The organism is Gordonia iterans, assembly GCF_002993285.1.
GTDB lineage: Bacteria > Actinomycetota > Actinomycetes > Mycobacteriales > Mycobacteriaceae > Gordonia > Gordonia iterans.
In genome coordinates, this window is record NZ_CP027433.1 from 544392 (window position 1) to 563801 (window position 19410).

General features: G+C 69.5%; 24 protein-coding genes and 3 tRNA genes. 19 read left to right on the forward strand and 8 right to left on the reverse strand.

Annotated features, from left to right (window positions below):
- The first annotated feature begins 29 nt into the window (after positions 1 to 29).
- From C6V83_RS02400 to C6V83_RS02430, 7 genes are all read left to right on the forward strand, one after another.
- Positions 30 to 563: an Asp23/Gls24 family envelope stress response protein gene (locus tag C6V83_RS02400; RefSeq protein WP_105943655.1), complete on the forward strand. Its 534-nt coding sequence runs from the start codon at positions 30 to 32 to the stop codon at positions 561 to 563.
- Positions 560 to 898: an Asp23/Gls24 family envelope stress response protein gene (locus tag C6V83_RS02405; protein ID WP_105941053.1), complete on the forward strand. Its 339-nt coding sequence runs from the start codon at positions 560 to 562 to the stop codon at positions 896 to 898. The genes C6V83_RS02400 and C6V83_RS02405 overlap by 4 nt, the downstream gene beginning before the upstream one ends.
- Positions 895 to 1080 (forward strand): DUF2273 domain-containing protein, encoded by a 186-nt coding sequence (locus C6V83_RS02410; RefSeq protein WP_105941054.1) that lies wholly within the window; start codon positions 895 to 897, stop codon positions 1078 to 1080. The genes C6V83_RS02405 and C6V83_RS02410 overlap by 4 nt, the downstream gene beginning before the upstream one ends.
- Complete coding sequence (locus tag C6V83_RS02415; RefSeq protein ID WP_105941055.1) at positions 1073 to 1534, forward strand: Asp23/Gls24 family envelope stress response protein; 462 nt, start codon at positions 1073 to 1075, stop codon at positions 1532 to 1534. The genes C6V83_RS02410 and C6V83_RS02415 overlap by 8 nt, the downstream gene beginning before the upstream one ends.
- Positions 1531 to 2133 (forward strand): hypothetical protein, encoded by a 603-nt coding sequence (locus tag C6V83_RS02420; protein WP_105941056.1) that lies wholly within the window; start codon positions 1531 to 1533, stop codon positions 2131 to 2133. Before C6V83_RS02415 ends, C6V83_RS02420 begins: the two co-directional genes overlap by 4 nt.
- Positions 2130 to 2693 (forward strand): hypothetical protein, encoded by a 564-nt coding sequence (locus tag C6V83_RS02425; protein ID WP_105941057.1) that lies wholly within the window; start codon positions 2130 to 2132, stop codon positions 2691 to 2693. The genes C6V83_RS02420 and C6V83_RS02425 overlap by 4 nt, the downstream gene beginning before the upstream one ends.
- A gap of 98 nt (positions 2694 to 2791) precedes the next feature.
- Positions 2792 to 3520: a LysR substrate-binding domain-containing protein gene (locus C6V83_RS02430; RefSeq protein WP_105943656.1), complete on the forward strand. Its 729-nt coding sequence runs from the start codon at positions 2792 to 2794 to the stop codon at positions 3518 to 3520.
- Positions 3521 to 3559: 39 nt separating this feature from the next.
- Here C6V83_RS02430 and C6V83_RS02435 read toward each other — a convergent pair whose 3' ends face one another.
- Positions 3560 to 4621 (reverse strand): esterase/lipase family protein, encoded by a 1062-nt coding sequence (locus C6V83_RS02435; RefSeq protein WP_234353826.1) that lies wholly within the window; start codon positions 4619 to 4621, stop codon positions 3560 to 3562.
- Positions 4622 to 4887: 266 nt separating this feature from the next.
- On the opposite strand from C6V83_RS02435, the gene C6V83_RS02440 reads away from it, so the two are divergent.
- Entirely contained in the window at positions 4888 to 6003 is a 1116-nt protein-coding gene (locus C6V83_RS02440) for a PucR family transcriptional regulator (RefSeq protein ID WP_234353827.1), read from the forward strand.
- Positions 6004 to 6183: 180 nt separating this feature from the next.
- Entirely contained in the window at positions 6184 to 7401 is a 1218-nt protein-coding gene (locus C6V83_RS02445) for a hypothetical protein (RefSeq protein WP_105941059.1), read from the forward strand.
- Between the two features lie 10 nt (positions 7402 to 7411).
- On the opposite strand, the gene C6V83_RS02450 is transcribed toward C6V83_RS02445, so the two are convergent.
- On the reverse strand, positions 7412 to 7852 hold the full coding sequence (locus tag C6V83_RS02450; protein ID WP_105941060.1) for an acyl-CoA thioesterase: 441 nt from the start codon (positions 7850 to 7852) through the stop codon (positions 7412 to 7414).
- 93 nt (positions 7853 to 7945) lie between these two features.
- Here C6V83_RS02450 and C6V83_RS02455 point away from each other — a divergent pair, with 93 nt between their 5' ends.
- Positions 7946 to 8935, forward strand: a complete 990-nt coding sequence (locus tag C6V83_RS02455) for an alpha/beta hydrolase (RefSeq protein WP_105941061.1) — start codon at positions 7946 to 7948, stop codon at positions 8933 to 8935.
- A 53-nt stretch (positions 8936 to 8988) separates the two neighbouring features.
- Here the strand turns inward: C6V83_RS02455 and C6V83_RS02460 are convergent, their stop codons facing one another.
- Together C6V83_RS02460 and hisC are read right to left on the reverse strand one after the other, a co-directional pair.
- Positions 8989 to 9627 (reverse strand): TetR/AcrR family transcriptional regulator, encoded by a 639-nt coding sequence (locus C6V83_RS02460; RefSeq protein WP_105943658.1) that lies wholly within the window; start codon positions 9625 to 9627, stop codon positions 8989 to 8991.
- Positions 9624 to 10685 (reverse strand): histidinol-phosphate transaminase, encoded by a 1062-nt coding sequence (gene hisC, locus C6V83_RS02465; RefSeq protein ID WP_105941062.1) that lies wholly within the window; start codon positions 10683 to 10685, stop codon positions 9624 to 9626. The genes C6V83_RS02460 and hisC overlap by 4 nt, the downstream gene beginning before the upstream one ends.
- Positions 10686 to 10799: 114 nt before the next feature.
- On the opposite strand from hisC, the gene C6V83_RS02470 reads away from it, so the two are divergent.
- Together C6V83_RS02470 and C6V83_RS02475 are read left to right on the forward strand one after the other, a co-directional pair.
- Positions 10800 to 10888 (forward strand) — tRNA-Ser (locus C6V83_RS02470).
- A gap of 70 nt (positions 10889 to 10958) precedes the next feature.
- A tRNA-Arg gene (locus C6V83_RS02475) sits at positions 10959 to 11034 on the forward strand.
- 234 nt (positions 11035 to 11268) lie between these two features.
- On the opposite strand, the gene C6V83_RS18645 is transcribed toward C6V83_RS02475, so the two are convergent.
- Positions 11269 to 11451, reverse strand: a complete 183-nt coding sequence (locus tag C6V83_RS18645; protein WP_234353828.1) for a hypothetical protein — start codon at positions 11449 to 11451, stop codon at positions 11269 to 11271.
- Positions 11452 to 11970: 519 nt separating this feature from the next.
- On the opposite strand from C6V83_RS18645, the gene C6V83_RS02485 reads away from it, so the two are divergent.
- Positions 11971 to 12681 carry an MmpS family transport accessory protein gene (locus C6V83_RS02485; protein WP_105941063.1) on the forward strand — a complete coding sequence of 237 codons (711 nt, stop codon included), beginning with the start codon at positions 11971 to 11973 and terminating at the stop codon, positions 12679 to 12681.
- Positions 12682 to 12751: 70 nt separating this feature from the next.
- Positions 12752 to 13351, forward strand: a complete 600-nt coding sequence (locus tag C6V83_RS02490) for a putative glycolipid-binding domain-containing protein (protein WP_105941064.1) — start codon at positions 12752 to 12754, stop codon at positions 13349 to 13351.
- Positions 13352 to 13356: 5 nt separating this feature from the next.
- Here the strand turns inward: C6V83_RS02490 and C6V83_RS02495 are convergent, their stop codons facing one another.
- Positions 13357 to 14310, reverse strand: coding sequence for a prephenate dehydrogenase (locus tag C6V83_RS02495; protein ID WP_105943659.1), 954 nt, complete (start codon positions 14308 to 14310; stop codon positions 13357 to 13359).
- Between the two features lie 69 nt (positions 14311 to 14379).
- On the opposite strand from C6V83_RS02495, the gene C6V83_RS02500 reads away from it, so the two are divergent.
- The 4 genes from C6V83_RS02500 to C6V83_RS02515 all read left to right on the forward strand — a co-directional run bounded on the left by C6V83_RS02500 (position 14380) and on the right by C6V83_RS02515 (position 15908).
- Positions 14380 to 14901: a tRNA adenosine deaminase-associated protein gene (locus C6V83_RS02500; protein WP_105941065.1), complete on the forward strand. Its 522-nt coding sequence runs from the start codon at positions 14380 to 14382 to the stop codon at positions 14899 to 14901.
- Positions 14902 to 14930: 29 nt separating this feature from the next.
- A complete protein-coding gene (locus C6V83_RS02505) occupies positions 14931 to 15362 on the forward strand; it encodes a nucleoside deaminase (RefSeq protein WP_105943660.1) in 432 nt (143 codons plus the stop codon).
- Between the two features lie 131 nt (positions 15363 to 15493).
- A complete protein-coding gene (locus C6V83_RS02510) occupies positions 15494 to 15763 on the forward strand; it encodes a hypothetical protein (RefSeq protein WP_105941066.1) in 270 nt (89 codons plus the stop codon).
- 57 nt (positions 15764 to 15820) lie between these two features.
- Positions 15821 to 15908 (forward strand) — tRNA-Ser (locus C6V83_RS02515).
- A gap of 76 nt (positions 15909 to 15984) precedes the next feature.
- On the opposite strand, the gene C6V83_RS02520 is transcribed toward C6V83_RS02515, so the two are convergent.
- Entirely contained in the window at positions 15985 to 17070 is a 1086-nt protein-coding gene (locus C6V83_RS02520; RefSeq protein ID WP_105941067.1) for a D-alanine--D-alanine ligase family protein, read from the reverse strand.
- A gap of 93 nt (positions 17071 to 17163) precedes the next feature.
- Between C6V83_RS02520 and C6V83_RS02525 the strand changes: the two genes are divergently transcribed.
- Positions 17164 to 18495 carry a UDP-N-acetylmuramoyl-tripeptide--D-alanyl-D-alanine ligase gene (locus C6V83_RS02525; RefSeq protein WP_105941068.1) on the forward strand — a complete coding sequence of 444 codons (1332 nt, stop codon included), beginning with the start codon at positions 17164 to 17166 and terminating at the stop codon, positions 18493 to 18495.
- A gap of 442 nt (positions 18496 to 18937) precedes the next feature.
- Here C6V83_RS02525 and C6V83_RS02530 read toward each other — a convergent pair whose 3' ends face one another.
- Positions 18938 to 19408 carry a hypothetical protein gene (locus C6V83_RS02530; protein WP_105941069.1) on the reverse strand — a complete coding sequence of 157 codons (471 nt, stop codon included), beginning with the start codon at positions 19406 to 19408 and terminating at the stop codon, positions 18938 to 18940.
- Between the last annotated feature and the right edge of the window lie 2 nt (positions 19409 to 19410).

A 19410-nucleotide genomic window follows, 5' to 3' on the forward strand; every position in this document is an offset into this window, starting at 1 on the left:
GCGGGTGCCGGCTGGGCGAGGAGATGCAGATGACCGAGAGCACGACCTCGAGTACGCCGTCGAAGGACGCGCCCGCACCCGGGAACGCGCGATCGCACAACTCCTCCGAGCCCGCCGTGGACACCGGGTCCGAGGGCACCAAGGAGGTCGCGCGCCGCGACCTCGGCGACGACCGCGGGCGTACCGTCATCGCGGACACGGTGGTCGCCAAGATCGCCGGGATCGCCACCCGGGAGATCGGCGGCGTGTACGACCTGGGCGGCACCGGTGAACGCATGGTCGGCAAGGTGCGCGACTTCGTGCCCGGCACGTCGTCGAACGTCACCCAGGGCATCGAGGTGGAGGTCGGGGAGCGCCAGACGGCGGTCGACGTGCAGATCATCGCCGAGTACGGCGTCCCGATCCACCAGCTCGCCAACGCCATCCGGCGCAACGTGGTCGGGGCCATCGAGCAGATGACCGGGCTCGAAGTGACCGAGGTGAACGTCACCGTGCACGACGTGCATCTGCCCGATGCCGAGACTCCGAGCAACGATCCCGCGCAACCCCCGCGCGTGCAGTGACCGGTCTCGGCGGCCCGGATCCGCTCGGCGAACTGGCCGAGGGGATCGCCCGAGCGGCGTTGGCCGTGCCGGGGGTCGCCGCCCTGTCGGGAGGCGCGTTCGGGGCCGTCGCCACCTCGCTGCCCGGGCGTCGCGTGGTCGGCGTGGCGCTGCGCGAGACGTCCGGGGAGGTGGCGTTCGTCGGTGAGCTCGGATACGACCTGCGGGCCGTCGCCGAGCGGGTGCGGGCGTCGGCCGAAGAACTGGCCGGGCGGCCGATCGACGTCGTCGTGGCCGATCTGCAGGCGCCCGGTGACCGTACAGTCGGCGAACACACAGAGAGTGACGAGAGATGAACAGTAGTTGTGCCGTCGTCGGCCTCATCGCCGGTCTGCTGCTGGCGCTCACCGCGACCACCGGTGGTCTGGTCGGACTGCTGATCGGGGTGGTGCTCGGCGGGGCCGGGCTGGCGCTGGGGATGCATCGTGACGGTGCCATCGACTTGAGCGCGGTGCTCCGGAGCCGCAACCGTGGCTGATGACGACGCCACGGTCGGCGCGGCCGTCGCCGGCGCCCTGGTGCTGGCCGACCGGGTCGGCGCCAAGATCGCCGAACGGGCCGCGCTGGACGTGGACGCCGTCGTCGCCTACAAGAGCCCGATGGGCTCCGCGCTCGGCGGGGTGTCGGCGGCCCGTTCGCTGGTCGGCGGGGTGTATCCGCGTGCCGAGATCGACATGGGCGCGTCAGCGCCGCGGCTGTCCATCGAGGTCGCGCTGGTCTGGCCGTCGGCGCTGACCGCGGTCTGCCGCGAACTGCGGACGCGCCTGACCGACGAGCTCGAACGGCTCACCGGTGTGCGCCCGGTGGCCGTCGACGTCGAGGTCGCTCACCTGGTTCCGCGCGCCGAGGTACGTGAGCTCGGCGCCGGAATGATCGAACTGCCGGCCGCCGGCGCCGGCGACGAGGCCGACGATGAGGGGGTCGATCCGTGAGGAAGAAGAGTTCCGGTCACGCCTCGGCGGAAGCGACCGGTCCGGTGCTTCGCGACACCGCGGACGGTACCGTCCGCGATCCGGCCTCGCTGCCGAATGCCGCGCTCGTCGGGGCGATTCTCGGTGTGCTCCTGCTCGTTCTGGCCGGACTGGGTATCCGTGACCTCATCGTCCGCGCGGGCTGGCTGCACGGCCCGGAATGGCTGCGCGGTGCGACGCACTGGGGGACCGGGGTGGGCTGGCAGGGTTGGATGTGGGTGGTGGCGGTGCTGCTGATCCTGGCCGGCGCCGGGATGCTGTGGTCGTCGGTCCAGACACGTCGTCGCACGTATCTCTCGGTGGGCCGGGGCGGCGTTCTGTGGACCCGCCCCCGCGCCGTCGCGCGCCGGTGCAGTGCCGCGGCCGGGGCGCTGCCGGGTGTGGACAGGGCGGTGACAGTGGTGGGTCGCCGGACTGTCGCGGTGACCGTGTTCGGTTCGCCCGCCGCCGTCGATGCGGACGCGGTCAGGGCGGCCGTGCAGAGGGTGCTCGACGGCCTCGGGCTCACCGCGAAAGTGAAGGTCAAGATCCGCTCGACGGTGACGAGGGGGTCCGCGTGAATCGCCTTCCCGCAGCCTGGAACCGGATCTCGGTCGGTCTGGTCGGGATCGTCTTGGTCGTCGCCGGCCTCGCACTGATCTTCTCGCAGGTCAACGCCGGTGCACCGTCGCGCTGGGTCGACCGCATCGACCCGGAGAAGGTGCGCCACGCCGCCGATGCGGGGTGGTGGACGTGGATCCTGATCGGGGTCGTGGTGCTCGCCGTGTTGTGGGGCATGAAGCTGCTGCTGACGCTGGTGCGCCCGCAGGCTGTCGACGTCCTGGTGCTCGACGGCTCCGGTGAGGGCGGCCGGATGACCGTCGCTCCCGGCCTGATCGCCGGAGCCGTCGCCGCCGAACTGGCCGCGAATCCGTTGTTCGACGACGTTTCGGTCAAGGCGCTCGACGACCGCGGTGCCAAGATCCTCCGCATCACGGTGACCGCGCCCCCGACGCGGTCGTACGACGAGATCACCGAGGCGCTGTCGGGGAGTGTCGAGCAGATCCGCGAGGCGGTCGCCGGTTCCGGGCTGCACGTGCAGGCGATGATCGACCTCGTGCCGCCGAAGGCCGGGAAGTGAGCAGGCCGTCGCGCCGGTCGAGTGACTCCGCCGGCCGGTCGAGCGACGCGGTCTCTGCCGAATCCCGCTCGTTCCGGCTCGCGTACGTGCCGGGAGTGATGCCCGCGAAGTGGGTGCGCGCCTTTTCCGAGCGCCGTCCCGGCGTCGCCGTCGACCTGATCGCCTGCGCGGCCGCCGAGGCCGCTGATCGGGTGCGCGGCGGGCGGGCCGATGCCGCGCTGGCCCGGCCGGCGGCCGGTGGGGAGGACGGACTGGCGGTGATCAGGCTGTACGACGAGGTGCCCGTCGTCGTCGTGCCGAAGGATCACCTGTTGACTGCGGTGGACGAGGTGACCTGCGCCGACCTGGCTGACGAGCTGTTTCTGCGGCCGCACGACGACGTGCTCGACTGGCCGGAACCGCCCGGTCAGAAGGCCGAGCATCGCCCGGACACCGCCGCCGACGCGGTGGAACTGGTGGCGGCCGGCGTCGGGCTGGTGGTGCTGCCGATGTCGATCGCCCGACTGCATCACCGGCGGGATCTGACGTTCCGGCCGATCGCCGACGGACCGGCGGCGCCGGTGGCGCTGCTGTGGGCCGACCCCGCGGACGACGTGATCGAGGAGTTCATCGGGGTGGTGCGGGGCCGCCGGCCCGGGTCGTCCCGGGGGAAGACCGAGGCGCCGAAGCGATCGGCGAAGGAGAAGGCAGCGGCCAAACGGGCCGCCCGCGAGGCTGCCGGCCAGCTTCCGCCGCGCCGATCTACGGGTGGACGCGGCAGCGCATCGCGGTCCGCCGGTGCCGGAAAGGCCAACGCCCGCCGGACCTCGCGGCGCGGCGGGCGTTGATCTGTCGCTGATTGTTCAGTTACTGAGCGGGTCCGGAGCTCAGAAGCTGAACAGCCAGACGTTCGGGTTGCACCGAGCTTCGCCGAAGCGCTCCGGATCGAGTGCGCGCAGGGCGATCGAGACCGAGCGCGACGAGTACATCATCGACAGGTGGTCGGAGGTGTCGGCCTCGCAACCGTCCTGAAGGGTGAGGTTCTCGACGCCACGCGCCCGGATGAAGGCCGTGTCGTACGGGTGCACCACCTGGTCGTAGCGGGTGGCGACCGAGGTGTACTCGATGCCCGGATACGTCATCCGCTCGGCGTTGATCGCCTTGATGGCGGGCGAGCCGACGCCCTGGTCGATCGCGCCGGCGCCGTACAGCCACGAGGACAGGCCGTTCTCCATCACCGGAATCCCGACGTCGGCCAAGGCGCGGCCGAGCGCGGCGAAGCCCCAGAGGGTGGTGCCGTGGTTCGGCGATCCGAACATGATCAGGCGCTCGACCTTGTTCTTGTCCGGGTTCTCGGCGTTCGCGCCGCCGTTGAACTTCAGGTAGTGACGCGCGACCAGGCCGCCCTGGGATGCGCCGATCACGTCGACCTTGTCCGAGCCGGTGGCTGTGCGGACCCGGTCGATGTAGCGGGCCAGCTGGTCGCTGGACTGCCGGATCGACGCGACCGCGTGGACACCCGGCAAGACGGTTCCGAGGCCGCCCTGGTCGAGCAGGTCGGTGCGGCCGTAGTTCGGGGCGAAGACGCAATAGCCGGCCCGCTTCAGGATCGGCGAGAAATAGGACCAGTTGTTGTAGACGTTCTGGATGGTGCCGTGGATCAGCACGATCGGGTTCTGGCCGTCCTTCGGTGTGCAGGCGAAGTCGTTGGCCCCGGACGGGGCGACGTCCGGATTGAGCTGGGAGTACAGCCACGCGGAGAAGAATCCCGACGGCACCGGACCGTTGCCCTTGGTGTCCGGTATGTCCGGCAGCGTCTTGGGCGCCGAGACGGTGGAACGGGGCACGGCGGTGTCGGCGGCCGGATTCGCCTGTGCGACGGCGTTGCCGGACACCAGTATCGCGGTGACCGCGCCCGTCAGCAGCGCGCTGCCCAGTCGGTGTGCCAAACGCAAGATCTTCTCACTCTCCGAGTTGACCTACGAATACGTAGGCGTAGGTTACTTTTTAGTAGCAGGTGATGAGGCAAGGAACGCTGCCACGGTAACTGCGGACATCGCCACAGGTCACTGCACTCAGGAGAGAAGATTTGCCGGATCATTCGTCATCGGAGACAACTTCGCAGCATCACGGGGCGCCAGGCCTGGTCGCTCGGCTCGCCACGGACTGGCCCGCCCTCGCCGAGCGGTTGCTCAACGGGGGTCTGGGTTCGGTCGTGCCCGCCAGTCTGCCCGACGATCACTACGACGACGTGTTGCCCGTGATCGCTGCGTGCGGCAATGCAGTGTTCGCGGCGCTGGCCGCGGACCGGACGCCGTCTTACGAGCAGATCCGCGCGTTCGCAGAGCCGGTCGCGTACCAGCATGTCGAGGATCGGCTGCCGCTCACCGTCTTGATCAGTGCGATTCACGCGTCCTCGCAGGTGCTGCTGGCGCAGGCCGCCGACTATGCGCGGCCCGACGAGATGGACCAGCTCGTCGAGCTCGGGCAGCGCATGCTCGGGGTGATGACCATGATCGATGTCGCGTGCATCGACGTGTACGCGCAGGAGGCCGGTTCAGCCTTCGACGCGGCGCGGGAGGTGCGGCGCGAACTCTGCGATGCCCTGGTCGGCGGCCGGCCGGCGGCGGGACTCGCTGCTCGCGCGAACACCACGATCGCCGAGCGCTATCTGGTCGTCACCGTGCTGCTGGACGTTGACGCCGACGAGACCCCGCCCAACCTGCTGATCCAGCGTCGCAGGCGTACTCTGCAGGCCGGGCTCGACGGCCTCACCACCGACATCGTCCCGGCACGATTCGACGGTGTGGAGGGTGTCGCCCTGATCGCGGCCGGCAGCGCCGAGGCCGATCCCGAGGATTCGCGGTGGGGCGACCTCGCGCGCAGCCTCGCGGACCGTCTCGGCGTCGACGTCTACGTGGGCCTGATGGAGGACGTCCGCCCGGGCGACATCCCGACGGCGGCGATCGATGCGGCCGAGCTCGGCCGCCTCGCCCGGGTGCTCAAGCGGGGATCGGGTGCGTATCGGATCGACGACCTGCTGCTGGAGTTTCAGGTGACTCGCCCCAGTCCGGCCCGGGATCGACTGGCCGAGCGCGTGGTTCCGCTGTTCGAGTCCGAGCACCTGCTCGACGCGCTCCACGCGCATCTGCAGCACGGCCCGGATCGCAAGGCCGCCGCGGCGCAGGTGCACGTCCATCCGAACACGTACACCTACCGCCTCCGCCGGATCGGCGAGTTGACCGGGCTGAATCCCACGGTTCCGCGCGAGTCGCGCATGCTCGCCGCCGCGTTGATGGTGGCGGGCCGCTGGGAAGGTCCGATGGCCTGATCGTCGCTCTTGTCGTGTGGGCAGCGACATGCGGGTGGGCCGTCGCGCCGACGATCACGAGGGATCACCGGGGATCAGTTCGGCCGTATGCCCGCCGGCGGGGCTGATCCGTGCGGGGCACCGTGTCGGTGACGTGATTCTCCTGTTCGGAGGGTCTGACCGGCCGGTAGACTCGACGCCATGAGTGCCCCGCGCGTCTCCGTGACCACCGCCGATCTGCGGCAGTGGACGCAGGAAGCGCGGCTCCCGGGCGATCCGCCGGAGCTGTCCGACGACGCCGCGCTCCTCATTGCCGCCGGGCACCTGACACCCACCGGGCGGGCGCTCCTGGTCCGCCGGATGTCGCTGGGCAGGCCGTTGCCGCGGTTGGCGACGAGCTACGCGGACCTGCGGCGACTTCAGCACTCGATCGTGCACATCGAGCACCAACTCGCGATGGGTGCGATGCCGAACATGGTGGCGACCGTCTTGCGGACCCGGCTGTCGGGGATGCTGCGCCGGCGCGAGGACGCCCGCCGCGTGGTCGTGGTGGGCAAGGGCGTGTTCGCCACCAGCAGCCGCGCGATCCGCCGGGAGCGCCGGGAGAACCTCTACCTGGAGATCGACGAGCGGGAACGGCTCTTCGGCGGTCTGCTGGCCACCCCGGTCGCCAATCTTCCCACCGGGGGCGCCGCCCGCCGGGCCGGAAGCGCAGCCGTCGACCGCATCGCGGGCTTCGTCGGCACCCTCGCCGGCCGGGGCGCCGCACAGAACGTCGAAGACTGGATCAACGAGGCGCTCGGCTCTGGGAAAGATCCGGTCGCCGCGGGATCGTCTGGGCGCGGGTCGTCGTTCAGCGACGGCTACGAGGCTCTGCAGTTCGTCGCCGGGCACTTCTACGACCGGATCCACCGCAGTCCGGCCTGGAGTTCGGACTTCTTCGAGATGCAGCGCACCGCGGTCAACCTGCACGCGGAGTTGGCTGAGATCGCGGCCGACGTGGTGGCGCTCCGCTCACTGCGGGTCGATCTCGATCGCGCCCGGGCCCGAGCCGGTGACGATCCGGGCTTCGTGCAGCACATCGATCAGCGGGAAGCCGCGCTGCGGCCGGTGTGGACCGAGTTGCTCGGCCGCGTCCAGGCGCTCGTCGAGATCGCCCAGACCGTCGAGTCCGCGTCCGAAGAGCTGCGGATCCTCGACGAGTACGACCGGGCCACCACTCTCGACGCGCGCATCGACCACTTGGTCGCCCGCTCCGGCGACCGGGAGCTCTCCGCCGATCACTCCCGCCTGCTCTCCGAACAGGTGAAGGCCGGCGAGGAGCAACTGCGCATCTACCGAGACGTGTTGCAGGGCAACATCGCCCGTATCTCTCCGCACGAGGCGATGCAGGAGCTCCCGGAGAAGTACGAGCCGTAGCCGCCGACGGTCAGTCGCCGGAGCGGCCCCAACTGCGCAGGTAACCCTTCTCTGTGTCGGTGAGGCGGCGCAGCGTGTGTGCCTCGACGTCGACGACGGCCATCTGGGTGCTCGCGACGCACGCCGGGCGCGAGTCCGGCGCCGCGTGGGCGCCGCGGATCTCGTAGCCGATGGTGAAGTCGACCATGCGGTGGCCCTTGATCCACATCGCGATCGACAACGGACTGTCGTCGTGCCGGAGCTGCGCCTGGTAGCGGATCTCGACGTGCACGATCATCGCGCTCTTGATCAGCGGCGCATACTCTTCGCCCGCGGACAGCAGCCACTGGATGCGCGCCTCCTCCATCAGGGTGACCATGCGCGCGTGATTGATGTGGCCGAAGGCGTCCATGTCCGACCAGCGGACCGGAACGTGAGCGACGAACGCGTACGAGTCTTGCGCATCGGGCATTCTGGCAGTGTATCGCCAGGTCGTCACACGTTCCTCATGCGTCTCTCAGGTCTGCTTTACCGTCCTGCAACATCGTGCCGGTACTTTACCTTCATGACCCTGCGCCGCTTCATGTCGATCCTGGCTGCCTCCACCGTCCTCGCTCTCGGGGCGACCTCGTTTCTTCCGGCCGCTGTCGAGGCGGCTCCCGGCGGCGCCAAGGTGACCAAGAAGGTGCAGCGGGGACTGCATCGCACCGATCTGCACGTCAAGAGCGAGGCGATGGAGGCAACCGTTCCGGTCACCGTGCTCTCGCCGTCCGGCGTCGCACCGCGCGGCACCCTCTATCTGCTCGACGGCGCCGACGGCGGCGACCAGGTCAGTGACTGGATCACCAAGGGCGGGGCGGCGAAGTTCTTCGCCGGCCGCAACGTCAACGTGGTGATGCCCGCCGGAGGCGCGGGTTCGTTCTACACCAACTGGATTCGCAAGGATCCCAAGCTCGGCAAGCCGCAGTGGGAGACCTTCCTGACAGAAGAACTGCCCGCGGTGATCGCCGTGCAGTTCGGTTCCAACGGCCGCAACGCGGTGATGGGGCTGTCGATGGGGGGTCAGTCGGCCTTCACCCTGGCAAGTCGGAACCCGCAGCTCTACCGCGGCGTCGGCTCGCTCAGCGGGTGCCCGCCAGCTTCCGGCCCGGCCGGTGAAGCCTACATCCGGACCACCGTCGCCAAGGGCGGCGCCGACGCCAACAACATGTGGGGCGCGCCCGGCAGCAAGCGCTGGAAGGCGCACGATCCGGCCCTCCGCCTCGATGCGCTGCGCGGCAAGGCGATCTTCCTGAGCTCGGGGTCCGGGGCGATCGGCCCGCTCGACCTGACCATCAAGCGCGACCCCAAGGACGGGCCGGAGGATGCGCAGATCGCGGCGGGCTCGGCGCTCGAGGCCGCGTCGTACCGCTGCTCACTGGAGTTCGCGACGCAACTCACCGCCAAGGGGATCGACTTCACCCCGGCGTTCCGCCTGATCGGCACTCACAACTGGGTCTACTGGGAGCGCGACCTGCAGGCGGCGTGGAATGCGCTCGCCCCGTCGATCGTCTGAGCTGTATTGACGCGGTGACCCGGCCGATCACTCGATCGAATCGGGTCGGGTGATCACTCCTGGTCGGCGGTGCCGTCCTCGGGAACCGAGTAAGCCAGCGCGACGTGTTCGAACAGGATCCGTCTGCGCTCGAGCACCTTCGAGTCGTCGGGGTTCAGCAGCGCCTGCGGGGCGGTGCCGTCGAACACGGCGATGAGCGCCTTGCTGAACGACTCCGGATCCGGAATGCGCCGTCCGGTCCGGGCCAGCAGTTCGACGGCGAGGGGGATCAGCGTCTCGCTGACGCGCTCCTCGCGCCGCGCGACCACTTCGCGCAGCCCGGGGGTGCGGAGCGCGTGGGCGGTCACCTCGGCGGTGACGCCCCACCACTTCTCGTCCAACGGGAGCGCATCGGAGATGCCTCGGATCACCTCACTGAGATCGCGGACGTCGTCGGCGATCAGCCGGTCGAGCGCGGCACGGATCTCAGCGATGATCGTCGCCGACCGCTCGGCCCACATCTCCAGGAACAATTCTTCGAGCGAGTCGAAGTTCGAGTAGAACGCCCCGCGGGTGAAGCCGGCCTGATCGACCACCTTCTCCACCGTCGTGTGGCCGAAGCCGTTCACGGCGTACGCCTCGTAGGCGGCGTCGAGCAGGCGTCGCCGGGTGTTGCCGCGCTTGCGCTTGGTGGTCGGGTCCGGTGCGTTCATCGGGTCCTCCACTTCCGGGCGAACGCCAGGAAGACGTTGTTCTCTTCTCGGTGGGTCACGGTCACTCGCACGCCGTCGCCGGCGAACGGGCGCAGGATCACTCCTGCCTCGGCCGCCGCAGCGGCGAACGGCACGGCGTCGTCGCCGAGCATCAGCCAGACGAAGTTCGCCTGCGAGTCGGCTACCGCGTATCCCAGGGTACGGAGTTCGGACGTCACGCGATCACGTTCGGCGACAACAGCATCCGTGCGGGCGAGCAACTGGTTCTGGGCGCCGAGAGCCGCTACCGCAGCGGCCTGCGCCACGCTGTTGACCGAGAACGGGAGGTGCGCCTTGCCCAGGGCGACGATCACCTCGGAATGGGCGACAGCGTAGCCGACGCGCAGTCCGGCGAGCCCGTACGCCTTGGAGAAGGTGCGCAGGACGACGAGGTTGGGGAACTCGCGGCGCAGCTCGAGCGCGTCGTAGGCATGTCCTGGACTCAGCCGCATGTACTCGTAGTAGGCCTCGTCGAGGACGACGAGGAGGTCGTCCGGCACGCGCTCCAAGAACCGGCGCAGCGTCTGCGCCGACACGACGGTGCCGGTCGGGTTGTTCGGGTTGCACACGAAGATCAGGCGAGTGCGCTCGGTGATCGCGTCTGCCATCGCGTCGAGGTCGTAGACGGCGTCGCCGGTCAGTGGGACCTGTACGGGAGTGGCGCCGGCGATCCGGGTCGCCAGCGGGTAGGTCTCGAACGAGCGCCAGCCGAACAGCACCTCGTCACCCGGCCCGCTGGTCACGGTGATGAGATTCTGGCAGAGCGTCACCGAGCCGCAGCCGACCTGGACCTCGGCGGGGGTCACGCCCAGGGTCTTCGCGAGTTCCTCGGTCAGAGCGACGGCGGCGTTGTCCGGATACCTGTTGACGCCGGCCGCGGCCTGGGCGATCGCCTCGGCCACCGCGGGCAGCGGACCGTGGGTCACCTCGTTGCTCGCGAGCTTCAGCGCACCGGGGAACGTCTTGCCCGGAACGTACACCGGAAGCGAGTCGAGATCGGATCGGATGCGAAACGTCACAACGTCCAATGTAGGCGTTTGCGCGCCGCAGTTCCCGGGCAGGCGGCGGGATTTGCCACCCGCGCTCGGGTCTGTGTAATCTTTCACCTCGGCGAGCCCGCAAGGGCGAGACCAGGAGACGTGCCAGAGCGGCCGAATGGGACTCACTGCTAATGAGTTGTCTCTTGAAAAAGGGACCGGAGGTTCAAATCCTCTCGTCTCCGCTGACCGGGTTCGCCCGGACAACCGAATAGCGCTCGATCACGTACGCCTAGTACACTCGGTCGAGTACCAGCGCCCGTAGCTCAACGGATAGAGCATCTGACTACGGATCAGAAGGTTTGGGGTTCGAATCCCTACGGGCGCACCACAGGAGGTCCCCTCACCAGCACGAACGGTGAGGGGACCTCCTACTGCATCCGACCCCGCATCGACCGACACTCGGTCTACTCTCGGCTAATGCACACGCTGATGTGGACCCGGTAGACGGCGGGCTGTGCGGCGCGCCAACCGGTCAAGTGTTGCTGACTGATCCGCAGCCTCCGCCGAACTCTCGATGTACTGCGCAGGCGTCACCTCCGATGGATGCCCCACTTGTTCAGCGTCATGGTGTGGTGGTGCCGAATGCCTCGCGCACCGAGATCCGGTGCAGCGACTTGAGTTGGGCGGCCTGCCGGTCTGCCTGTTCGTCGAAGCGCGCGATCTGCCGGTGGATGTGGCCGTCGTCGGTGTGGAGAGCGAGGCCGAGCTCCCACATCGCCGTCTTCGCGAGCACGAGAGAGCGCATTGCTTCCAGCGCGATCGCTCGGCGCACCGCTCCGCGCAGGGGGGCGGACAAGGCCGAGTGCGCGGCCGCCGAGCGCGGTAGCGCCGAACAACGGATAAGTCCAGAGCTCGCTGAGCCGGCTGTTGGATCCGGCCCACCGCTTGGCGAAGTCGACCTCTTCGGCGAGCTCGCCGGGGAGGTCGTCGATCGCCCCATCTGTCCATGGGTCGTCGGCGAGGAGTTGAGCGAGGCGGATTCCGCCGCTTGCTCCGACCAAGTGTGCGCGCACGTACATCGCGAGAGACTCATTGCGTGATTCCTCATGGGACATGCCACGAGACTATTGACCGGCGTCTTAACCTGTCGACGCCGCAGCGATTCGGCCCCGGACGCCGTGCTCCACGACCGGTCATCAACTGGCCCTCACCCAGCACGGTCTGTGTGGAGCCGATCTTCTTGAGCGAGTCCGTGAGCGGCGGAAGCTGTCACGGACGCGAGGGGAATGCCCACCGGATGTGACCGAGTCGGCACAATGGACCCATGACCCGGCCACCGCACGCTCCGCGATCCGCGCCGCCGTATCGGCAGCCCGTCGCGCGCGGCCAGACCTACCCGCCGCTGGGCTTCGCTCCCGACGGGACACCGCGGTACCGGTACGACGCACCGACACCGGCGGCCGCGCCGCCCGCCGATCCGCCGCCTCCGCCCGCGCCGCCGGACCCGGAACCGCCTCGGCGCGATCCGGTGGCGCGCACCATGCTGGGCATCGCCAGTGTGGTGGTGCTGGTGCTCGCCGTCGCCGGCGTGCTGATGGTGTTCTCGTCCGGTGGCGACGAGGAGAACCCGCTCTCGCAGCGCTCGGACCCGCCGCTCTCGCAGTCGACCGACGATCCCTACCTGGAAGACCTCGAGGAGAACACCCCGGAGACGATCGATCCGCGGCGCCCGTCGATTCCGCGCGTCCCGGGATCCTCGCGACCGGCGGGGCCGCCGCGCCCGACCGTCTATGAGGTGGTCACCGAGGGGCGAGCGACGGTGCTCTACCGCGACGGCACCCAGACCAAGGTCGAGTCGATCCAAGGCGGTCGGTGGACCGAAGAGGCGCAGACCACGGGTGTCGCCCGGGTGAGCGTGCTGGTGGCCGAGGGGACCACGGCGTCGTGCAAGATCACCGTCGACGGCCAGGTGGTGTCCGAGCGTGAACTGGAGCCCGGCGACGACAATCTGCGGCTCCTGGTCTGTCAGGGCTGAGCCGCCCTCACGCCCGTCCCCGCGCCGGGTTAGGACGTGCCCCGCGGTGTCAGGCGCTACCGTAGGAGGCGTGACTTCCCGGGAATCGTCGAACGATGTCAAGACCATGCTCACCTGGCGCGGCGCGGACGCCGATCGTCTCGAGCAAGTCCGTCTGAACATCAACGGCTCGCGGATCCGCGCCCACGGCCGGATCATCAGTGCGGCCACCGAAGACCACGAGGCCTACTCGGTCTCCTACGAACTCGTGACCACCGACAGCGGTGTCACCCGGCGGTTGTCGGTGCGGCTGGTCAAGGCCGGCGGTGAGAGCCAGCTCGACATCAGTCGCGACATGGACGGCCGCTGGATGGTGCAGACCGCCGACAGCATCGTGCACAGCGACTTCGGCGGCGCCGACACCGTCGACCTGTGGCATTCGCCGTTCCTCAAATCCCTGGTGATCCGGCGCTTCGGGTTGCTCGGCGGCCAGAGCAGCGCCGACGTGTCGGTGGTGGAACTGAGCCTCCCGGACTGCAGCGTCGACCTGATGGAGAAGTCGTACACCTTCAGCGAGTTCGGGACCGCCGGCGGGACCGCGACGCTGACCTCCGCGCGCGGCACCTGGGATCTCGCGCTCGACGAATACGGGCTGGTCACCGAGTTCCCCGGCGTCGCCGACCGGATCTGATCGGCTCAGCCCGTCCAGACTCGGGCCCGGTGACCCTGCCGGCGCAGCTCGGCCGCCCAACCGGATTCGCCGACGACGACCCCTTCGATCGGCGTCGGATCGACCAGCGCGATCGCCTCGTAGGCGGCGCGCGCACGATGACCGTCGTTCACGACCACGTCCACGCTGCCGTGATCGCGCAGCGCATCGCGGGCCGCGACGAGCCGGTCGATGGTCTCGCTCAGCGTGTTCAGCAGCGCCATCGCGTTCCCCTCCAGCATCGCGCGCTGCAACTCCGGCGCGGTTCCCGCGACCCGCGTGCCGTCCCGGAAGCTCCCGGCCGCGAGGCGCAGCGCCAGTGCGCTCTCGCCGGCGCCGACGGTGGCGGTGACCGCCGCCGTCAGATGCGGATTGTGTGAGATCGCGGCGACGGCGCGGTCGTGCGCGTCGTTCGCGGCGGGCACGACGAAGGCCCCTGCCCGCCGGGCGATGCCTGCCACCTGGAGCCAGTCGTCCGGATCGGTGCCGTCGTCGGTGGACACCATCCACATGGCCCCGCTGAAAAGCTCCGGATCGGTTGCGCCCCAACCGGAGTGCGCCGTTCCGGCCATCGGGTGGCCGCCGACGTAGCGGCCCGACGGATGCCCCGACGCAACGATCCGGGCCACCTCCTCCTTCACACTCACCACGTCGGTGAGCAGGCAGCCGGGCGCGTGCTCGGCGACGGCGGCGACCATGGCCGAGAGGGCGGGCACCGGTGTGGCGAGCACGATCACCGCATCGTCGCCGGCGGCCCGCGCCAGCACCTGAGGCAGGTCGCCGGACGCGTCGTATCCGGCGGCGCGAGCGTCGTCCACCGTCGCCGTCGAACGGTTGTAGCCGTACGCGGCCCCGCCGCCGTCGGCGAGCACCCGCAGCAGGGAACCGCCGATCAGTCCGAGGCCGAGGATGCAGACCGGGCGTGCGCTGTTGTTCTCCACCGATTCAGCGTCGCACACAAGTGACCGAGCGACTTGGGGGAGTGTCGAAAACCGGCTACCGTGACCTGCATGGTCACCGCCGGGCGAGATGTCTCCGAGAACGAGGTCGACGGCTATGCGGTCGCGGTGGTCCGGGAGGAATCGGGCTGGAAGGTGAGCACGCTCGAAACCAGCGCCCTGGACAGTCTCGATGACGCCGAGAAGCAGCTCCGCGACCTGCGCGCGGCCGGGGCCGTGTTCGGTCTGCTCGACGTCGACGACGAGTTCTTCATCGTCGTACGGCCCGCCCCGAGCGGGGCGCGGTTGCTGCTCTCCGACGCGACGGCCGCGGTCGACTACGACATCGCCGCGGACGTGCTCGATCGGCTGAACGTGGAGATCCCCGACCTCGACCCGGACGACGTCGACGACGTGGACCCGTGGGAGGAAGGCGACCTGTCGCTGCTCGCCGACCTCGGGCTCCCGGACGGCGTGATGAGCATCATCGTCGGCGACTCCGACCTGTACGCCGACGAGCAGCTCGGCATGATCGCCGCCCGGCTCGGGTTCGCCGACGAGCTGGCGCAGGTGCTCGACGACCTCGGGCACTGACCGGCGTGCGGCTCGACCCGGACACGGCGATGCGGGCGGCGCTGGAAGCCGCGCGTGCCGCCCCCGCCGCCGACGTCCCGATCGGCGCGGTGGTCTTTGGGCCGGACGGCGCCGAACTCGCCCGAGCGAGCAACCGCCGTGAGGCCGACGCCGATCCCACCGCGCACGCCGAGATACTGGCATTGCGTGCGGCGGCCCGAGCGCACGGAGACGGCTGGCGGCTGGAAGGGTGCACGCTGGCGGTGACCGTCGAGCCGTGCGCGATGTGCGCAGGCGCGATCGGGCTGGCCCGCGTGTCCGCGGTCGTCTTCGGCGCCTTCGAACCGAAGACCGGTGCGGTCGGCTCCCAGTGGGACCTGTTGCGCGACCAGCGACTGCTCCACCGGCCCGAGGTGCGCGGCGGTGTGCTGGAGTCCGAGTGCGCGGCCCTCGTCGCAGAATTCTTCGCCCGGCGTCGCTGAGCGGTGAACCTCGCCCCTGGGCTCTCGAAGGTCGCCGCCTGAGCTTGTCTTCTCTCGCCCCCTGAGCTTGTCGAAGGGTTTAATGGATCTCGCAGCGCGTTCGCGCAGTACTAGCTACGAAGGGGAATGCAATGTCCGACCCGATGGACAAGGTCAACGAGATTCTCGACACCGCGCGCGAGAAGGTCGCCGGGCTGGCCGACAACGAGCAGATCAGCAGCGTCGTCGAGACGGCGAAGGCCAAGCTGAGCGAGCTGGCCGAGAACGAGCAGGTGCAGGGCGCGATCGGGACCGCACAGGACAAGTTGAGCGAACTCCTCGCCAACGAGCAGGTGCAGGGCGCGATCAACACCGCCACCGAGAAGGCCACCGAGATCAAAGACAAGCTGACCGGGAACTGAACCGCTACTGACCTGGCGATTTCACCTTGGCCGGATCGCTCCGGTACATTCTTCTGCGGTGGCGTGTCCGAGCGGCCGAAGGTGCAGCACTCGAAATGCTGTGTGCGGTAACCCCGCACCGGGGGTTCAAATCCCTCCGCCACCGCGCGAGGCCCCTGATCTGCAGTGCAGATCAGGGGCCTTTTCCAATGCCTGGACGCGCAGATTCTGCAGCGGTCGCGTCACTGCTCGGGAGAGATGCTCTCGGTGGAGAAGCCGGAGCGCCGCCGGTAGGTCGCGCGCGCCAACTCGATCAGCCGGTCGATCAGATCGGGATAGGCCAGGCCGGTGGCCTCCCACATCTTCGGGTACATCGACGACGGGGTGAAACCGGGGATGGTGTTCACCTCGTTGAGCAGCCAGCCGCGGCCGTTCTCCTCATAGAAGAAGTCCACCCGGGCCATGCCCGTGCAGCGCAGTGCAGTGAAGGCGCGGGCGGCGATCTCCCGGACCGCGGAGGCCGCTTCGTCGGACAGCTCAGCCGGGATCACCAGCTCGGCTTCGCCGGTCAGGTATTTCTTCTCGTAGTCGTAGAAGGCTCCGGCCAGGATTTCGCCCGGGACGGTGGTCTCCGGAACGCCGTTGCCGAGCACCGCCACCTCGATCTCGCGGGCGCTCACCTCCTCCTCGATCACCACGACATCGTCGTACCGAAGGGCTTCGGCGATCGCCAGATCGAGCTTCTCGACGGTGTCGGCGCAGGTCACACCCACCGACGAACCCATGTTCGCGGGCTTGACGTACACCGGGAGGCCGAGATCGCTCACGGCCCGCGCGGCCACCTCCCGCGGGTCGTCGACTCCTTCGCGCAGTGAGATCCAGGAGCACTGCGGGATTCCGGCGCGGGCGGCGACCTCCTTGGCCATGGCCTTGTCCATGCACAGCGCCGACGAGAGCACCCCGCAGCCGACATAGGGGATCTTGAACAGCTCGAGCATCCCCTGCACGGTGCCGTCCTCACCGTGCGGGCCGTGCATCAGCGGCAGCACGACGGTCTCCACCTCACCGGTTCCGGTGAGCACGTCGACCGGATTCACCACCGGCCCCTCGACATCCAGCCTGCGCCCGAGCTCGTCGCCTGCGGCCAGGGCCGCGGCGGCGAAGTCGTTGCGGTGCCAGGTGCCGTCCTTGGCGATGCCGACCGGGACGAGGCTGTACTTGGCGCGGTCGGCGGCGGCCAGGACCTGCGCTGCGGATGTCCGTGAGACGTCGTGCTCGGCGGACACGCCGCCGTAGAGGACCACCAGCCGCAGGAGGGGAGAGCTCATGGATGTCACGATACGTGGCGGCGACCTCACTCCCTCCGCTCGGCCGTCGCCGCCTATTCCGTCCGCTCGCCCGAGACGGGTACCGTTTCCGGCGTGCACCTTCTCGCCAGTCAGATCGCCGCCGCCACCGGCGGCACGCTCCACGGTCCCGACGTCCAGGTCGACTCGGCAGGCATCGACTCGCGCGCAGTGCGACCCGGAGAGCTGTTCGTGCCGATCGTCGCCGCGCGCGACGGGCACGACTTCATCCCCGCCGCCGTCGCCGCCGGAGCGGCGGCCTATCTGACCGACCGGGCGCCCGATCCCGCCGTTCCGGCGTCGGCCGTTCAGGTGCCCGACACCTTCCACGCGCTCGCCGACCTGGGACGGGAGGCACGACGTCGCCTGCTTGATCGCGTGGTCGGCGTGACCGGCTCGGTCGGAAAGACCTCCACCAAAGACCTGCTCGCCGGCGTGCTGGCGACCACCTACCGCACCGCGGCCAGCGAGAAGAGCTTCAACAACGAGCTCGGTCTGCCGCTCACCCTGCTCGGCGCCCCCGACGACACCGAGGCCGTCGTGTTGGAGATGGGCGCTCGCGGCGTCGGCCACATCGCGCTGCTGTGCGAGATCGCCTCGCCGACCGTCGGGGTCCTGACCCGCGTCGAGGGTGTGCACCTGGAGATGTTCGGGTCGCTCGCCGACGTCGCCCAGGCCAAGGGCGAACTGGTCGAGTCGCTGCCCAAGGACGGATTGGCGATCCTCAACGCCGACCACGAGATCGTCGCCGCCATGGACTCCCGCACGCAGGCGCGGGTGCTGACCTACGGCCTGAACGCGGGCGCGGACGTCCGGGCGGAGAACGTCGTGCTCGACGATCAGCTGCGCGCGAGTTTCGACCTGGTCACCCCCTGGGGCGCGACACCGGTGGTGCTCGCGGCGCGCGGCGAGCACCAGGTCCCGAACGCGCTGGCGGCGGCCGCGGCCGGGGGCGGCCTGGGCGTGCCGGTCGAGGCGATCGCCGCCGGACTCTACGACGCCCGCCTGTCCGGGCTCCGGATGGAGCTGAGCACCACCGACGCCGGAGTGGTGGTGATCAACGACGCCTACAACGCGAACCCGACGTCGATGGGCGCCGCGCTGGGCTCGTTGGCCCGACTGGAGGCACGACGACGCTTCGCCGTCCTGGGCACCATGGCCGAACTCGGGGAGGACGGTCCGGCCGCGCACCGCGGCGTCGTGGAGCAGGCGCGCGAACTGGGAATCACGGTGATCGCCGTCGCCGAGCCCGATTACGGCGCGGGAGTGGTGCACGTCGACGACGTCGACGGGGCGGTCGCCGCACTGACCGATCTCGCCGGCGGCGCGCTGTCCGAAGGCGATGCCGTTCTCGTCAAAGGCAGTCGGGTCGCCGCGCTGGAGCGGGTCGCGCAAGCGCTGTTCTGAGCGTCTCGTCGGCCGCGCCGGCGACGTTTCGACTCGCCTCGTGCCTCGGCGGCTCAACGAGCGCAACCAGCTCCTTGAGCTTGTGGTCGCCAGCTCCTTGAGCTTGTCGAAAGGCTACGGAGTCAGCGCGAAGATCTGGCCGTCTTTGGTGCAGCGAGCGAGTTCGCCGGCGGCCGCGCCGGCGACGTTTCGACTCGCCTCGTGCCTCGGCGGCTCAACGAGCGCAACCAGTAGCCCCTTGAGCTTGTGGTCGCCAGCTCCTTGAGCTTGTCGAAAGGCTACGGAGTCAGCGCGAAGATCTGGCCGTCTTTGGTGCAGCGAGCGAGTTCGCCGGCGGCCGCGCCGGCGACGTTTCGACTCGCCTCGTGCCTCGGCGGCTCAACGAGCGCAACCAGTAGCCCCTTGAGCTTGTGGTCGCCAGCTCCTTGAGCTTGTCGAAAGGCTACGGAGTCAGCGCGAAGATCTGGCCGTCTTTGGTGCAGCGAGCGAGTTCGCCGGCCGTGGTCGAGGGTCCGCACTGCCAGCCGGAGACCGACTGCGGCTGTCCGGTCGCGATCAGCGGGCTGTACTCCTTGGCGATGGTCATCGCGGTCTCACAGGTCACGTCGCCCTCGATCAGCCGGACCTGCAGGGCGCCGTCGGGCCCCTTGGTGGCGCCACAGTGCTCGTCGTTCTCCAGACTGGTCGTGGTGGCCGACGGCGTCGCCTTACTCGGTCCGCCCACCACCGGCACGCTGCGGTCGGCGGGCGGAGTGGCGACCCCGGACACGTCGTTCTGCGCCTGGTTCTCTTCTCCGCACGCGACGGCGGTGAGCGCCACCGCGCACGCGAACAGGGTGGTCGCGGCTCCTTTGAATATCCGCCGGTGGATCGAGCTTGTCGAGGTCCGGTGGATCGAGCTTGTCGAGATCATGG

Coding starts and splice junctions, on each gene's coding strand:
- C6V83_RS02400 (WP_105943655.1), top strand. CDS start 30: ATGACCGAGAGCACGACCTCGAGTACGCCGTCGAAGGACGCGCCCGCA.
- C6V83_RS02410 (WP_105941054.1), top strand. CDS start 895: ATGAACAGTAGTTGTGCCGTCGTCGGCCTCATCGCCGGTCTGCTGCTG.
- C6V83_RS02430 (WP_105943656.1), top strand. CDS start 2,792: ATGCCCGCGAAGTGGGTGCGCGCCTTTTCCGAGCGCCGTCCCGGCGTC.
- C6V83_RS02445 (WP_105941059.1), top strand. CDS start 6,184: ATGAGTGCCCCGCGCGTCTCCGTGACCACCGCCGATCTGCGGCAGTGG.
- C6V83_RS02450 (WP_105941060.1), bottom strand. CDS start 7,852: ATGCCCGATGCGCAAGACTCGTACGCGTTCGTCGCTCACGTTCCGGTC.
- C6V83_RS02455 (WP_105941061.1), top strand. CDS start 7,946: ATGACCCTGCGCCGCTTCATGTCGATCCTGGCTGCCTCCACCGTCCTC.
- C6V83_RS02460 (WP_105943658.1), bottom strand. CDS start 9,627: ATGAACGCACCGGACCCGACCACCAAGCGCAAGCGCGGCAACACCCGG.
- C6V83_RS18645 (WP_234353828.1), bottom strand. CDS start 11,451: ATGCGCTCTCTCGTGCTCGCGAAGACGGCGATGTGGGAGCTCGGCCTC.
- C6V83_RS02485 (WP_105941063.1), top strand. CDS start 11,971: ATGACCCGGCCACCGCACGCTCCGCGATCCGCGCCGCCGTATCGGCAG.
- C6V83_RS02500 (WP_105941065.1), top strand. CDS start 14,380: ATGGTCACCGCCGGGCGAGATGTCTCCGAGAACGAGGTCGACGGCTAT.
- C6V83_RS02505 (WP_105943660.1), top strand. CDS start 14,931: ATGCGGGCGGCGCTGGAAGCCGCGCGTGCCGCCCCCGCCGCCGACGTC.
- C6V83_RS02510 (WP_105941066.1), top strand. CDS start 15,494: ATGTCCGACCCGATGGACAAGGTCAACGAGATTCTCGACACCGCGCGC.
- C6V83_RS02520 (WP_105941067.1), bottom strand. CDS start 17,070: ATGAGCTCTCCCCTCCTGCGGCTGGTGGTCCTCTACGGCGGCGTGTCC.
- C6V83_RS02530 (WP_105941069.1), bottom strand. CDS start 19,408: ATGATCTCGACAAGCTCGATCCACCGGACCTCGACAAGCTCGATCCAC.